Here is a 14,656-nt window from a genome sequence, read left to right as displayed (position 1 = left end):
CCTCGGTCAGGCACGGACGCGAGGAAGGACGTGATCAGGCGCGGGGAAATTCGGCGGCCACCGCTTCGGCGATCTGTGCCACGTTCAGCGCGGCCCCCTTGCGGAGGTTGTCGCCGCAGACGAACAGCTCCAGGGCGCAGGGATCGTCCAGGGAGCGGCGTACGCGCCCGACCCACGTCGGGTCTGTGCCGACGACGTCGGAGGGCGTCGGGAAGTCCCCCTCCCCCGGGCTGTCGTACAGCACCACGCCCGGCGCCGTCGCCAGGATCTCGTGGGCCCGGTCGACCGCGACCTCGTTCTCGAACCGTGCGTGCACGGACATCGAGTGCGTCGCGACGACCGGTACGTACACGCAGGTCGCCGCCACCCGCAGGTCCGGCAGGTCCAGGATCTTGCGGCACTCCCCGCGGATCGCGAGTTCCTCCGACGACCAGCCGTCGCCGGCCTCGGTCCCGGCCCAGGGCACCACGTTGAGCGCCACCGGTGCGGCGAAGGGCCCGCCCTCCGCGTCCCCCACGGCCCGGCGCACGTCACCCGGCTTCGTGCCCAGTTCGGTGCCGGCCACCAGCGACAACTGTTCGCGCAGCGCGGCCACCCCTTCGCGGCCCGCACCGCTCACCGCCTGGTACGAGGAGACGACCAGTTCCCGTACCCCGAACTCGGCGTGCAGCGCGCCGACCGCGACGATCAGCGAGAGCGTGGTGCAGTTCGGGCTCGCGACGATGCCGCGCGGCCTGATCCGCACGGCGTGCGGGTTGATCTCGGGCACGACCAGCGGCACGTCCGCGTCCAGGCGGAACGCGGCGGAGTCGTCGACGACGACCGCGCCCTTGGCCGCGGCGACGGGCGCCCACTGCGCGGACACGTCGTCGGGCACCAGGAACAGCGCCACGTCGATGCCGTCGAAGACGTCCTCGGTGAGCGGAAGGACCTCGCTCTCCTCGCCGCGCACGACCAGCTTCCGGCCGGCCGAACGCGGCGAGGCGATCAGTCTCACCTCGCCCCACACGTCCGCGTGCTGCGAGAGGATCTGGAGCATGACGCCGCCGATCGCCCCGGTCGCTCCGACGACCGCGAGCGAGGGGCGGCGGGCGGTCATCGGCCGGTGCCCCCGTAGACGACGGCCTCGTCGGAGTCGCTGTCGAGGCCGAAGGCGGTGTGCACGGCGCGCACGGCCTCGTTGACATCATCGGCACGGGTGACGACCGAGATGCGAATCTCGGATGTCGAGATGAGCTCGATGTTCACACCGGCGTCCGACAGCGCCTCGAAGAAGCCGGCCGTGACTCCGGGGTTGGTCTTCATACCGGCACCGACCAGGGAGATCTTCGCGATCTGGTCGTCGTAGCGCAGCGACTCGAAACCGATGGTGCCGCGGTTGCGCTCCAGGGCGTCGATGGCCTTGCGGCCCTCGGCCTTCGGCAGCGTGAACGAGATGTCGGTCAGACCGGTCGACGCGGCCGAGACGTTCTGCACCACCATGTCGATGTTGATCTCCGCGTTCGCGATCGTGCGGAAGATCGCGGCGGCCTCGCCCGGCTTGTCGGGCACGCCGACGACGGTGATCTTGGCCTCGGAGACGTCATGGGCGACTCCGGAGATGATCGCGTGCTCCACCTTCTGGTCCCCTTGCGGCTCGTTGCTGACCCAGGTCCCGCGCAGCCCGGAGAAGGACGAGCGGACGTGGATCGGGATGTTGTAGCGGCGTGCGTACTCCACGCACCGGTGCAGCAGCACCTTGGAACCGGACGCGGCCAGCTCCAGCATGTCCTCGAAGGAGATCCAGTCGATCTTCCGGGCCTTCTTCACGACCCTCGGGTCGGCGGTGAAGACCCCGTCCACGTCGGTGTAGATCTCGCAGACCTCGGCGTCCAGCGCGGCAGCGAGCGCCACCGCGGTGGTGTCGGATCCGCCCCGGCCGAGGGTGGTGATGTCCTTCTTGTCCTGGGACACGCCCTGGAACCCCGCGACGATCGCGATGTTCCCCTCGTCCAGCGCCGTACGGATGCGGCCCGGCGTCACATCGATGATGCGCGCCTTGTTGTGGACCGAGTCGGTGATGACACCCGCCTGACTGCCCGTGAACGACTGGGCCTCGTGGCCCAGGTTTTTGATCGCCATCGCCAGCAGGGCCATGGAGATCCGCTCTCCCGCGGTCAGCAGCATGTCGAACTCGCGCCCCGCGGGTATCGGGGATACCTGCGCGGCGAGATCGATCAACTCGTCCGTCGTGTCGCCCATCGCGGACACCACGACAACCACCTGGTTGCCGCTCTTCTTGGCATCGACGATTCGCTTGGCGACGCGCTTGATGCCCTCGGCATCGGCTACGGAGGAGCCTCCGTACTTCTGCACGACAAGGCCCACGTGCGCTCCTCGCTCAGTCCGTTACTCGGTCGACTCAGTTTAACGAGCGGCCCGAAATCGCCCCGTCTTTACCACATGGTGAGATGTCCTGCTCAGCACGTGATCACCGGTGTGTCACTCCAAGCCGCTCGTACGGGCTGTTGCCCGCCGATCGGAGCCGCATTCCCGGGTGTGGCCCACCCCACACGCACGGCGGGCCGGACCGCGCCCTGTGAGGTGCCCCCTCCAGCCTGGACCGGAACCTCACCGTCCGCCCGTTGAAGGCTCCCGTCGGCGGGACGCGTGCCGTGATTGCCACGCATTCCGCAATCCCGCACTCCCACGTATGGGCGCGCATTGCCGCACGTGGGCATGCATCGCCGCACGTCGCCGCATCGCCGCACGTCGCCGCGGCTGCGAGCTGCGGCACGCGGCGTCACACGCCGGGCCGGTCGCGGTGCAGCGTCCGTCCACTCGCCGGACGGGCCGTCTCACCTCGCAGCGAGGCACGGCAGGGAACGCGAGGGGACACCTCACCCGCGGCGCGGTAGGACGACCGGGCGCGACAGGATGCTCGCGCCGCAGCACGGTTCGACAAGGGGCGCGCTAACGCCGCTCCCGGCACTAGTGCTGTGGCCGGCAAACCTTTCCGGCCACAGCACTAGACGTATCTACTGCACCGGGCGCAGACCCAGCGGACCCGCGATCTCCTCCGCCATCACCCGGCCCGCCTCCTCGGCGAGCTCCTCGTCGGCGGTCTCCGAGTCCGTGTCCAGGCCGTTCAGCTCCTGGAGGGGCTGGTTCAGGCGAATGTGGGCGATCAGGGACTGGAGGGCGCGCAGGGCGGCGGACGCGGTGGAACCCCAGTTGGAGAAGTACGAGAACTGCCACCACCACAGGGCCTCGGTGACGCGGTTCTCCTCGTAGTGGGCCAGGCCGTGGCGCAGATCGGTGACGAGGTCCGCCAGGTCGTCCGAGATGCGGGCAGGGACCGGCGCCTTTCGGGGCTCGTACGGGTCGAAGACCTCGGAGTAGACGTCGATCGGCTCCAGCAGGACGGCGAACCGCTCGCGCAGCCCGTCGGCGTCCGGCTCCGCGCCCAGGTCCGGCTCGTAGCGCTCCTCGGGGACGATGTCCTCGTACGCGCCGAGCCGTCCGCCCGCCAGCAGCAGCTGGGAGATCTGGAGCAGCAGGAGGGGAACGGCCTCCTCGGGCTCCTCGACCTTCGACACCTCGGTGACCGCGACGATGAACGTCTTGATCTGGTCGGCGATCTGGACGGCGAAATCGCCCGGGTCCTGCGTGACGGAGTTCAGCGTGGCGTCAGACATCGAGGGGACCTCCCGTGGGCACGGTCGCGAGCGGTGAGTAGAACATAGCGTCGCTGAACGTAGAAACACCGCGCGTCGCGACGACGGTCACCATCGGTACATCAGGTGACATGAAAGCGTCACACATCGAGCAGACGCCTCCCCTCGAAGGCGCGGCCCAGGGTGACCTCGTCCGCGTACTCCAGATCGCCGCCCACCGGCAGACCGCTGGCCAGTCTCGTGACCCGCAGGCCCATCGGCTTGACCATCCGGGCCAGGTACGTCGCGGTGGCCTCGCCCTCCAGATTGGGGTCGGTCGCCAGGATCAGCTCCGTGACCGTGCCGTCGGCGAGCCGGGCGAGCAGTTCACGGATGCGCAGATCGTCGGGGCCGACGCCCTCGATCGGGCTGATCGCGCCGCCGAGCACGTGGTACCTGCCCCGGAACTCGCGGGTCCGCTCGATCGCGACGACATCCTTCGGCTCCTCCACCACACAGATGACCGCCTGGTCGCGGCGGGCGTCCCGGCAGATGTTGCACTGTTCCTGCTGGGCGACATTTCCGCAGACCGAACAGAACCGGACCTTGTCCTTGACCTCCAGGAGGGCATGGGCGAGACGGCGCACATCGGTCGGTTCGGCCTGCAGGATGTGAAAAGCGATCCGCTGCGCGCTCTTGGGACCGACGCCGGGCAGCCTGCCCAGTTCGTCGATGAGGTCCTGAACCACGCCTTCGTACAACGGAAACGCCTTCCTCTTCCACTCCCTGTTCCCGTCCCCGGACGGGCCGCGGGCGGGTGGGCCGCGGGCAACGGGCCGAAGGCCGCACGCCGCGGGCGGCGCACGACCGGCGGTCCATCGCGTGCGATGGGCTATGAATACAACTTACGAGTTCGGGCCGCCGGTCAGAAGGCCCACAAGCGGCCGAACGACGACCGGGAGGCGTCCTGGCCACGCCCCGGACGACGACCGGGAAGCGTCCGCCGTGCCTGTCCGACACCCTGGAAGTCATCCGGGCCGTGCCCGGACGACGGCCCGGAGACGGGCCCCCACCGGGGCCCGAGCGGCGCTCCGGAGGCGGTCGGTCAGAAGGGGAGGCCGGGCATACCGCCCAGCCCCTGGGCGAGCGGGCCCAGCTTCTGCTGCTGGAGCTGCTGCGCGTTCTCGTTCGCCGCCTGGACCGCGGCGACGACGAGGTCCGCGAGCGTCTCGGTGTCCTCCGGATCGACGGCCTTCGGGTCGATCACCAGGGCACGGAGCTCGCCGGAGCCGGTCACGGTCGCCTTCACCAGGCCGCCACCCGCCTGGCCCTCGACCTCGGTCCTGGCCAGCTCCTCCTGAGCCGCGGCGAGGTCCTGCTGCATCTTCTGCGCTTGCTGCAGCAACTGCTGCATATTGGGCTGACCCGCACCGGGAATCACGGTCACTCCTGGCAATTCGACGACAACACGTTTCGGTAAGTCGAGCCTACGTGGTCACCGCACGGTGCGCCCCACCCACTGGCGAGCAACTCTTTCGAGTGAGTTTGGGTCAGCGCCGACATGACGCCCATACCTGATCACAGGCCCCCCGCGCCCGGGCATAACGCCATTTCGACCCCGCGGCCCACCATTCGGCGGTAGGAAGGGCATGCGCGTCAGGGCACACGGGCGCGCCGCCCGTCACGCAAAGTTACGCAAGCGGGACAGTCGGCCGCACCGGAGAGCAGTGATCAGCCCATCGCCGAAACCACCGCCGCACATCAGGCGTCATTAAGCAGAACGCAGAGGAGTACCCCGGTGAGTCAGCCGGAGATGCAGCCCGAAGGACCCCGCAACGAGCCCGGTTCGGCCGGCTCGGCCGGCTCCTCCGGTTCGGGCTCCGGCGCACGTGGCCGGGGCGGGGACTTGACCGGTACACCGTTCCCGCTCGGCGACTGGGGTGAACCCGCCGAGCGTCTCGACGAGCTGTACCGCTGGGTCGAGACCGAGGCACTGCGCACCGCCGACTGGTATCTGAACGACCGGATCCGGAAGCGGCGCGCGGCCAGGACGCTGCGGATCGGTACGGCCGCCGGGGCGGTCGCGGGGGCCGCCCTGCCCCTGCTCGACCTCACCGGGACGCTTGCCGGGGCGGCCGGGTGGGGCTATCTGTCGCTGTTGCTGGGGGCCGCGTGCATGGCGTGCGACCGGTACTTCGGCCTCACATCTGGCTGGATAAGGAATCTCGCCACTGCCCAGGCCGTGCAGCGTCGCCTCCAGGTGCTCCAGTTCGACTGGGCCTCGGAGTCCGTACGGGAGGTGCTGGGTCCGACCGAGGGGACGGCCAGCGAGGCGGCCGAGCGCTGTCTCGGGGTGCTGCGGCGGTTCTCGGAGGACGTCACAGAACTCGTCCGGACCGAGACCGCGGACTGGATGGTGGAGTTCCGGGCCGGGCCGGCGCCGATGGGCCTCCAGGCTCTGTCGTCCGGTGGCGGGGGCGGCGGGCGCACGGACCACGGCACGCAGCCGGGGCGGTTCCCGATGCAGACGATCGCCCGGCCGAACATGCCGCGGCAGCGGCCCCCGGAGTCCCCGCGGTGACACCACCGCCCCGGCACTGACGGGCCCGGCAGTACCGCCCCTCAGCCGTGCTGTCCGGATGCCGGTTCGGATGCCGGGGGATGCCGGGGCGGGGTGCCGGAGCGGGTGCCGGGGTGGGATACCGGTCCGTGAACGGCCCGACGCCGGTCCGGATGCCGCTCCGGGGCGGTGAACGGGTCAGCTGAAGACGATCATCGAGCCCTGGGCGAGGCTGCGGGTGGCAGCCGCGTGCAGGCCCAGCCAGACGTGCCGCTCACGGGCGAACGGACTGTCGTCGTACGGGATCGGGCCCGCCGGTTCCTCCAGCTCGGTCGGCGCCACTGGCGGCAGTGGGGCGGCCGGCGGGTTCGCCGGGTCGATGCCGAGGGACGGGGCGACGAACTCCAACTCCCTCAGCAGCCCGTGGCTGGAGCCGAGGGGGCCGCCGCCCGCGAGCAGGTCGTCGTCGGAGAGCGGGGCGGCGAAGTCCAGCGGAACGTACGCCCCCGCGTGATCGTAGTGCCAGACCAGATGGGACTGCCGGGCCGTCGCCTCGAACATCTCCAGCAACTGCTCGTAGTCACCGCCCAGTTCGTCGACGGGCGTGACGGCGAGGCCGCTGAGCTGAAGCAGGTAGGCGCGGCGCAGGAAGTGCAGGGCGTCGTAGTCGAAGCCCGCGACCGGGGCCACGTCACCGGTCAGGCCGGGCATGTACGCGTACACCGGAACGGGCGGCAGTCCGGCCCCGCCCAGCACCTTGTCGTAGGCGGCGATCTCTTCGGCGAACGGATTGTCGGGGCTGTGGCACAGCACATCGACGAGGGGGACCAGCCACAGGTCACAGGCCACGAAGTCTCGCTCTCCCGCGGGTGCGCATCGAAATATTCACAACAGTCGCAACAGCGTAATGCGGGCAGCACGTCGCGCACAGTGCCAGGTGGCCCGCAGAAGGAGCCGGGCGAGCACCCGGACATCCACCAGGGTGCCCGCCGGGACGTTCTCCGGGAGCGGTGACGGGATCCGGTCGCGCGGTCCTGGCGGGACGTCAGACCTGACGCCACGGCAGGTCTGACGCATCGACGGACCTGTCGGCAACCGGCCGGTTCGATGGCACCGGGCAGTCCGATGGTGCCCGTCAGTCCGATGACGCGCGGGGCACACCTGATCCGACAACAGGCTCATCGCCACGGAGCCTACTTGACTGTGTGACAGTTGCCGTACGGGCCGTCAGGCCCCCGGAAAGCCCGGTTCCGAATCTTCGGAGCAGGCGAGGCCGGGAGCGCCGGCGTCGACGGGGTCGACGGAGCCCGGAGTGACAGGGGCGGGAGCGAGAGCGTCGACGGAACCCGGAGCGACAGGGGCGGACGCGCCGGGGCGCGTGAGCTTTCCGGCCGCGAGACGGTCCGCCCAGCTCAGCGCGTGCGCGTTGTAGTCGTCCATCACCGCGCGCACCGCGTCGTGGTCGCAGAGCGTGATCGCCGCGACGAGTTCCGGGTGGCCGTGCCAGAGCCAGTCCCGGGCTCTCGCGTCGTGGCGCAGGTACGGCACGGCGAACACCCACGCCTGGACGCGCAGCCGGTGCAGGAAATCGTTGATGTACGCGTTCTCGACGAGCGCGCCCAACTCCCGCCAGAAGCGGAGGTCGTAGCCGATGAGGATGTCGAGGTCGCCGCCCTGCGCCGCCCGCGAGGCCTCCTGCGCCCTGCGGCGCACGGAGACCAGACCGTCCTGGTACACCACCGCCCGCGCGGCCGTCCACCCCGGGCCGTACCCCTGGAAGACGTCCCGGATGAGCCCGTCGATGACCAGAGTGCGGGCCTCGACCATCGACCGGTAATCGGCGACGGTGAACTCGCGTACCCGGAAACCGCGGTGTTGATCGGATTCGAGCAGCCCCTGCGCCGAGAGGTCGAAAAGCGCCTCACGCACCGGCGTCGCCGAAACGCCGTACTGTTCCGCGATCTGCTTGACCGTGAATTCCCGTCCCGGCTCCAGTCGTCCGGCAAGCACCTCGTCGCGCAGCGCGTCCGCGATCTGCTGCCGCAGCGTGCTGCGGGTCACAGCTCCGCTCGCGCGCATGGCGCCCCTCCCCTGCTCTCCGCCTCCGGCAACCTTAAGGCAGGGGTCGACCTGCCCGGATCCGGGCAGAAGGGGAGACGCCGGAAGGGCGAGCGGGCGAACGATTCCGGCCACCGGCCCCGTAAGGGGTCGGTGGCCGGGAAAGCGGGCCGCGCCGGTGCACGCGCCCAGGGCCCCGGTGCGTTCACCCTGCGGCACGCTCGCGCACTCGCCGTACGACGACGGGCTCGTTACACGGTGTACTCGTTGCACGGCGTACTTGTCACACCGCGTACCTCGCCGGCCGCGTGCCTGCTGCGCACCTACTGCGCGGTGTACTCGTCCGCGACCGACAGCGCCGCGTCGAGGGCGGCGAGGCCCGCCTTGGCCTCCTCATCCGTGATGTTGCAGGCGGGAACGGCATGGGTGCGGTTCATGTTGATGAAGGGCCAGAGGCCGTTCTTCTTCGCCGCCGCGCCGAAGGCCGCCATCGGCGCGTTGGCCTCGGGGCTCGGGTTGTACGGGACCAGCGGCTCGCGGGTCTCCTTGTCGCGGACCAGCTCCAGCGCCCAGAACGCGCCGAGACCGCGGACCTCGCCCACCGACGGATGGCGCTCGGCGAGGTCGCGCAGGCCGGGGCCGAGTACCGTCTCGCCGAGGCGGGCGGCGTTCTCGACGACCTTCTCGTCCTCCATCACGTGGATGGTGGCGACGGCCGCCGCGCACGCCAGCGGGTGACCGGAGTAGGTCAGTCCGCCCGGGTAGGGGCGGGTCTCGAAGGTGGCGGCGATCTCGGCGGAGATCGCGACCCCGCCGAGCGGTACGTAACCGGAGTTGACGCCCTTGGCGAAGGTCATCAGGTCCGGCACGACGTCGAAGTGGTCGGCGGCGAACCACTTGCCGGTACGCCCGAAGCCGGCCATCACCTCGTCGAGGACGAAGACGATGCCGTAGCGGTCGCAGATCTCGCGGACGCCCGCCAGGTAGCCGGGCGGCGGCGTCATGATGCCCGCGGTCCCGGGGACCGTCTCCAGGATGATCGCCGCGACGGTCCCGGGGCCCTCGAAGGCGAGGGTGTCCTCCAGGTGCTGGAGCGCACGGGCGCACTCCTGCTCCTCCGTCTCGGAGTGGAACGGCGAGCGGTAGAGGAACGGGGTCCAGAAGTGGACGACGCCCGCCGAGGCGCTGTCGGACGGCCAGCGGCGCGGGTCGCCGGTCAGGTTGATCGCGGTGGAGGTGGCACCGTGGTACGAGCGGTACGCGGAGAGCACCTTCGTGCGCCCGGTGTGCAGCCGCGCCATCCGGATGGCGTTCTCCACGGCCTCCGCACCGCCGTTGGTGAAGAAGATCTTGTCCAGGTCGCCGGGGGTGCGCTCGGCGATGAGGCGTGCGGCCTCGGAACGCGCCTCGATCGCGAACGCGGGGGCGAAGGTGGCGAGCTTGCCCGCCTGCTCCTGGATCGCGGCGACGACGGTGGGGTGCTGGTAGCCGATGTTGGTGTAGACGAGCCCGCTGGTGAAGTCCAGGTAGCGGTTGCCGTCGTAGTCCCAGAAGTACGCCCCCTCGGCGCCGGCGACGGCGAGCGGGTCGATGAGGCCCTGGGCTGACCAGGAGTGGAAGACGTGCGCACGGTCTGCGGCCTTCACGGCCGCGCCGGCGGCGGGGTCGACATGCGGGGCATGCGAGGCATGAGGGGTCATGCGGCGAGCGTAGATGCGCCGGGGGCGGGCCGACATGGCCACCTTGTATGGCGTGCGGCGCTTTGGTGGGCAGGGTGTCGCGTCGCGGCTCCGTCCACTCGGTGTCGCGTCGAGGCTCCGCACACTCCGCCACCGGTGACCGGCGGCAACGTGCTGCCGGTCACCGGTGGCGGCGTGAGCGGCCATGCCGCACCGTTCCGTCTCTCCCACGCCACTCCCCGCGTGCCCCGTGCCGCGCGGCCCCTTCCCCATATGTACGCCGCGCTATTCCGTGCCGCGGCCGGGCCCCGCCGGCCGCACCTCGTGACCACCGCCCCACTCGTCGTGACCACCGCACCACTCCTCGTGTCCGGTCGCGGTCTCAAGCGGCACCAGAACGGGGGCGGAACGGGGACCGGAGCTCGGAGCCGGGCGAGGGGCACGAAACGAGGACGAGGAAGTAAAGCCGCGACAGGGGTGAGGAGTTGCCCGCGGAGGGGCCCGGATCCTGCTCCTTCGGAGCGGCATGGCGCGCCGCTATCCTCAACGCGTTCCGGCGTATTCGCCGCAGGGGGAGGACACACCATGGACAAGCTCGGGCCCACCGACCCGCAACGCATCGGCGGCTACCGACTACTGGGCCGGCTCGGCGCCGGAGGGATGGGCCAGGTCTATCTGGCCCGTTCCGACCGCGGCCGAACCGTCGCGATCAAGCTGGTACGCGGTGAGCTCGCCGCACAACAGGAATTCCGCGACCGGTTCCGTCAGGAGGTGCGAGCGGCGCGCCAGGTCGGCTCGGCCTGGACGGCCCCGGTGCTGGACGCCGACACCGAGGCCGCCGTGCCCTGGGTGGCGACCGGCTACGTCGCCGGGCCTTCCCTCCAGGCCACGGTCTCCGGCCGCCCTGGAACCCCGCCCGCCCCCGGTGTCGCCTCGCGATCGACACCGGGGGCGGGCGTATACGGCCCGCTGCCCGAGCGCTCGGTCCACATCCTGGGGGCCGGGCTCGCCCACGCGCTCCAGGCCATCCACTCCGCCGGGCTCATCCACCGTGATCTGAAGCCCTCCAACGTCCTGCTGACGATCGATGGTCCGCGCGTCATCGACTTCGGCATCGCCCGGGCGCTCGACACCGTCACCGATGGCGGCCTCACCCGCACCGGGGCCCTGGTCGGTTCGCCCGGCTTCATGTCGCCGGAGCAAGTGCGCGGCGAACGGGTGACCCCGGCATGCGACGTGTTCTGCCTCGGCTCGGTACTGGCGTACGCGTCGACCGGCCGGCTTCCGTTCGGGACGTCCGACAGCGGTGCGCACGCGCAGATGTACCGGATCGCCCAGGAGGAACCGGATCTGGCCGGCGTCCCGGTGGACCTCGTCGAGCTGGTCCGGGACTGCCTGCGCAAGGACCCGGCCGCCCGTCCCTCGACGGACGCGCTCCTGGAGCGTCTGGCGGACGACGACGTGACGGAGCCGTGGCTCCCGGGCGCGCTCCTCGCCCAGCTCGGGCGCCACGCCGTGGAGCTGCTGGACTCCGAGGACCCGGAGGAGAGGCCCGAGCAGCGACCACCCACCGACCCGTCGGCCACGGCGCCCACCACACCCGGCGCGCCCACCGCCCCTCCGGCCACTTCCGCGCCCGGCACCTCTCCAGCCACTTCCACGCCCGGCACCCCTCCAGCAACTCCCGCGCCAGGCGCCCCTCCGACCGCTTCCGCATCCGCCACATCCCCCGCCTCCCCCGTTCCTTCCGCCCCCACCACCCCCACCGGATCCGTCGCATCCGTCGCGTCGGGCTCGCCGGTCGACGGGCCCGGCCCGACACCGCCCGGTGTCATGCACTCGATGCCCGCCGTGGCCGGCACCCCCGGGCCCCTGTCACCCCCCGCACCGCACTCCCACGCGTACGGCTACCCACCGCAGCAGCACGCGCAGCCGCACCCCGGACAGATGGGGTTCGGTACGCAGCAGAGCGGTACCGGGTACGGATACCCGCAGCAACACCCGTACCAGCAGCCCGGATTCGGCTCGACTCCTCCGTACGGCCCGCTCTGCACATCCGCCCCACAGCCCGCCCCGGAACCCGTGCGGCGAGGCAAGGGGGCGACGATCGCGCTCGTCGCGGTGGCCGTTCTCGTCGCGATCGGCGCCGGCGGGTCCGTCTACGCGCTGATGAACGACAAGGGGCAGAAGCCCGTTCCTTCCCCGACCGTGTCACCGCCACCCGCCGGGACGTCCTCGGGTGCGAACGGCGGCGACGGCCGGGCATCCTCCGATCCGGACGATTCGTCCTCCGACGACCGGCGGAGCGGCAACGGCCCCATACCCTCCGGTTTTCTGGGCAGTTGGTCGGGTTCCATCGACAACCCCTCGGGCCGTTCGACCCGAGAACTCGTCATCCGGCAGGGCGCGGTCGGGCAGACCGTGCTCACCCTCACCGCGGACGGGCCGCTCGACGGCGGCGGCTCGTACCACTGCGTCTTCGAGGCCGCCCTGACCGCCGAGCCGGCCCCGTCCGGTCCGATGGAGGTCGACGCGTCCACGGTGGTCGCCGGTGAGCCGATGTCGTCCTGCGCGGCGGGCAAGCCGACCGTACTCACGCTGCTCCCGGACGGTTCGCTGCACCGCGAGAACACGGACGGCAGTGGTCGGTTGACATACACGCGGGCCGACTGATGTGTAGGGCACGGGCGTTGTAGCAGGCAGTCGTGGCCAGGAGCGGCTAATCACCGACCGAGGAACACCCGGCAGGCATTGCCCCTCGTCGGCGAGGAGACGACGTTCCTGGACGGGAAGAGCTCACGGACAAGCCGTCGATCGGTTCCGCCGTCGACGATGTCGCTGCTCGGCCTGGTCCGGCACCTCGCCGAGGTGGAACGGGACTGGCGCAACTGGATCGTCGACGGTGACCCGCTGCCCAAGCTGTACGGCGAACGTGACGCGGACTTCGACGGAGCCGTCGCCGAGCAGGCCGTGGTAGACGCCGCGTACCGCGATCTGGAGCGCGAGCGACGCGACCGACGCCGCACTGGCGCGTTGTCGCATCACCCGGGTACGTCCCGTACGAGGACGATCGTCCGCCTCGCGACGCACCGCACCCACGCCGCGAGCTTCCCGGCAAACCTTTCCGGCCACAGCACTAGGCCAGCGGCTTCACCGACATCAGAAGATGCTGGTGGACAGGGGGCGTCGCCTGCCCGAGCGCGTCCTCCCGGGACGGCCAGCCGGTGATCAGCGCGCGCTGCCCCGGCCCCATCAGGTCGAGTCTGACCACCGGTGCATGGAACGAGGACAGCGCGTTCGACAAGTACACCGGGTCGAACGCCACCGTCATTTCGTCGGCGCCGACCAACTCGACGCCCAGGCGCTGGGAGGCCACATCGTCCTCGTACCCCGCCTGGAGCAGCAGCGAGCCGTCCGAGAACGTCAGCTGCAAGGGGCTGCCTCCCTCAGCGACCACGGCGACCCGAGCGACCGATCCGGCCAGCTCCTCCCAGTCCGCGACCACACTGACCGGGTCCGTCATCGCGAACAGCCTGTCGTGGCACGGCAGTCGGCCGTCGAGCAGTCGCACCGTGGACTGCGCGCCACCCTGCTCGAAGCCGACAGAACCGCCGTCCAGGGCAAGTCGGCACGCCCCGGACCGGTCGAAGGAACGGGTGATCTCGGACAACCTTCGGGCGGACACCAGCACATCTGCCGAGACGTCCTCCGTGACCGGCTTCCATGTGAGTGTGCGTACCGCGAACCGGTAGCGGTCCGTCGCGGCGAGCGTCATCCGGTCGCCGTCGAGCGCCAGTCGTACACCGGTCAGCGTCGGCAGCGAGTCGTCCCAGCCCGCCGCCACCGAGACCTGGGCGACCGCGTCGGCGAGCTCCTCCGCGTCCACCTCTCCGAGCACCGGGGGCAGGTCCGGCAATGTCGGATAGTCGTCGAGCGGCAGCATCGAGAGCCCGAACCGAGCGCTGCCACCAATCATGGAGAACCGTGACCCCTCGACCACGCACTCCACCACGCCGTCGGGCAGCACCCGGCCCACGTCGACCAGCCGCCGCCCCATGACCAGCGCCTTTCCGGGGCGCACGATCTCCGCGTCCACCTCGATGCACGCGGACGCCTCGTAGTCGAGGCCCGATATGCGCAGTCGGCCGCCCTCCGCCTCCAGCAGCAGCCCGCCCAGCAGCGGAACGGTCGACCGGTTCGGCAGCACCCGGGCCGCCCAGATCACGGCGTCGGTCAGCGCTCTGCACTCGATACGGAATTCCATGGCGATGGTCTCTCCCGGTCGGCCCTGCTCGCATTGCTGGTCGTGAGCAGAGCCTAGAAACCACCACTGACAACGGAGCGATGCAGCGACTGCCGAAGAAGCGGCTGCCGAAGAACCCGCCACGGGCAGCGGGCTGGAAAAGACCGCAAGGGGCTGGAAGCGGCCCGAACCGGCCGGAAATGGAGGAACGGTCGCGGCCGACGACAGCGGCCACCCCCGTGAGCCGCTGCCGTCGCCCCCGTGCCCCTCCCCCGAAGGGCGCCGCAACCGTGTTCGGACTCTATGGCGTCGGATAGACGACAGAAAGATTCAGTTCGCACTGCGTGGGCCGCCCGAGGTATCAGTTCGCACAGTGAAACCGGTACGCTGCGCTCCGGTTTTGGCGGGCGCAGACGCGCGGAGACAGAGAAGCGCGAAGCGCAAGGGCGCGTGGACGCGGAGGCGCAGAAGCACGGGAGCG

Annotated in this window: 11 protein-coding genes and 1 pseudogene; 3 read left to right on the top strand and 9 right to left on the bottom strand. The window is 70.7% G+C overall.

The genetic code is table 11. From position 1 onward, the window contains the following. Positions 1-34: 34 nt before the first annotated feature. From ACFYY6_RS29355 to ACFYY6_RS29335, 5 genes are all read right to left on the bottom strand, one after another. On the bottom strand, positions 35-1,099 hold the full coding sequence (locus ACFYY6_RS29355) for an aspartate-semialdehyde dehydrogenase (protein ID WP_351525211.1): 1,065 nt from the start codon (positions 1,097-1,099) through the stop codon (positions 35-37). Beyond that, a complete protein-coding gene (locus ACFYY6_RS29350) occupies positions 1,096-2,367 on the bottom strand; it encodes an aspartate kinase (RefSeq protein WP_351525212.1) in 1,272 nt (423 codons plus the stop codon). The genes ACFYY6_RS29355 and ACFYY6_RS29350 overlap by 4 nt, the downstream gene beginning before the upstream one ends. 650 nt (positions 2,368-3,017) lie before the next feature. Beyond that, positions 3,018-3,677: a DUF5063 domain-containing protein gene (locus ACFYY6_RS29345; protein ID WP_351521150.1), complete on the bottom strand. Its 660-nt coding sequence runs from the start codon at positions 3,675-3,677 to the stop codon at positions 3,018-3,020. 119 nt (positions 3,678-3,796) lie between these two features. Next, entirely contained in the window at positions 3,797-4,396 is a 600-nt protein-coding gene (recR, locus tag ACFYY6_RS29340; protein ID WP_073788246.1) for a recombination mediator RecR, read from the bottom strand. Positions 4,397-4,740: 344 nt separating this feature from the next. Next, complete coding sequence (locus ACFYY6_RS29335; RefSeq protein ID WP_073788244.1) at positions 4,741-5,076, bottom strand: YbaB/EbfC family nucleoid-associated protein; 336 nt, start codon at positions 5,074-5,076, stop codon at positions 4,741-4,743. Between the two features lie 357 nt (positions 5,077-5,433). Here ACFYY6_RS29335 and ACFYY6_RS29330 point away from each other — a divergent pair, with 357 nt between their 5' ends. Continuing rightward, positions 5,434-6,216: an SLATT domain-containing protein gene (locus tag ACFYY6_RS29330; RefSeq protein ID WP_351521151.1), complete on the top strand. Its 783-nt coding sequence runs from the start codon at positions 5,434-5,436 to the stop codon at positions 6,214-6,216. A 177-nt stretch (positions 6,217-6,393) separates the two neighbouring features. Here the strand turns inward: ACFYY6_RS29330 and ACFYY6_RS29325 are convergent, their stop codons facing one another. The 3 genes from ACFYY6_RS29325 to ACFYY6_RS29315 all read right to left on the bottom strand — a co-directional run bounded on the left by ACFYY6_RS29325 (position 6,394) and on the right by ACFYY6_RS29315 (position 9,953). Further along, a complete protein-coding gene (locus tag ACFYY6_RS29325; protein ID WP_351521152.1) occupies positions 6,394-7,044 on the bottom strand; it encodes a hypothetical protein in 651 nt (216 codons plus the stop codon). Positions 7,045-7,422: 378 nt separating this feature from the next. Continuing rightward, positions 7,423-8,274 carry a GntR family transcriptional regulator gene (locus tag ACFYY6_RS29320; RefSeq protein WP_351632504.1) on the bottom strand — a complete coding sequence of 284 codons (852 nt, stop codon included), beginning with the start codon at positions 8,272-8,274 and terminating at the stop codon, positions 7,423-7,425. Between the two features lie 302 nt (positions 8,275-8,576). Then, complete coding sequence (locus tag ACFYY6_RS29315) at positions 8,577-9,953, bottom strand: aspartate aminotransferase family protein (protein WP_351521155.1); 1,377 nt, start codon at positions 9,951-9,953, stop codon at positions 8,577-8,579. A gap of 564 nt (positions 9,954-10,517) precedes the next feature. Between ACFYY6_RS29315 and ACFYY6_RS29310 the strand changes: the two genes are divergently transcribed. Together ACFYY6_RS29310 and ACFYY6_RS29305 are read left to right on the top strand one after the other, a co-directional pair. Beyond that, positions 10,518-12,605, top strand: coding sequence for a protein kinase (locus ACFYY6_RS29310; protein WP_389196463.1), 2,088 nt, complete (start codon positions 10,518-10,520; stop codon positions 12,603-12,605). A 132-nt stretch (positions 12,606-12,737) separates the two neighbouring features. Beyond that, positions 12,738-12,963 (top strand): annotated as a pseudogene (locus ACFYY6_RS29305) (DUF664 domain-containing protein); the annotation flags it as partial. A gap of 105 nt (positions 12,964-13,068) precedes the next feature. Here the strand turns inward: ACFYY6_RS29305 and dnaN are convergent. Beyond that, positions 13,069-14,196, bottom strand: coding sequence for a DNA polymerase III subunit beta (gene dnaN / locus ACFYY6_RS29300; protein ID WP_389196461.1), 1,128 nt, complete (start codon positions 14,194-14,196; stop codon positions 13,069-13,071). Positions 14,197-14,656 lie beyond the last annotated feature (460 nt).

This window comes from Streptomyces sp. NPDC001750 (assembly GCF_042892615.1).
Classification (GTDB): domain Bacteria; phylum Actinomycetota; class Actinomycetes; order Streptomycetales; family Streptomycetaceae; genus Streptomyces.
This window is presented reverse-complemented; position numbering and strand designations above follow the sequence as displayed.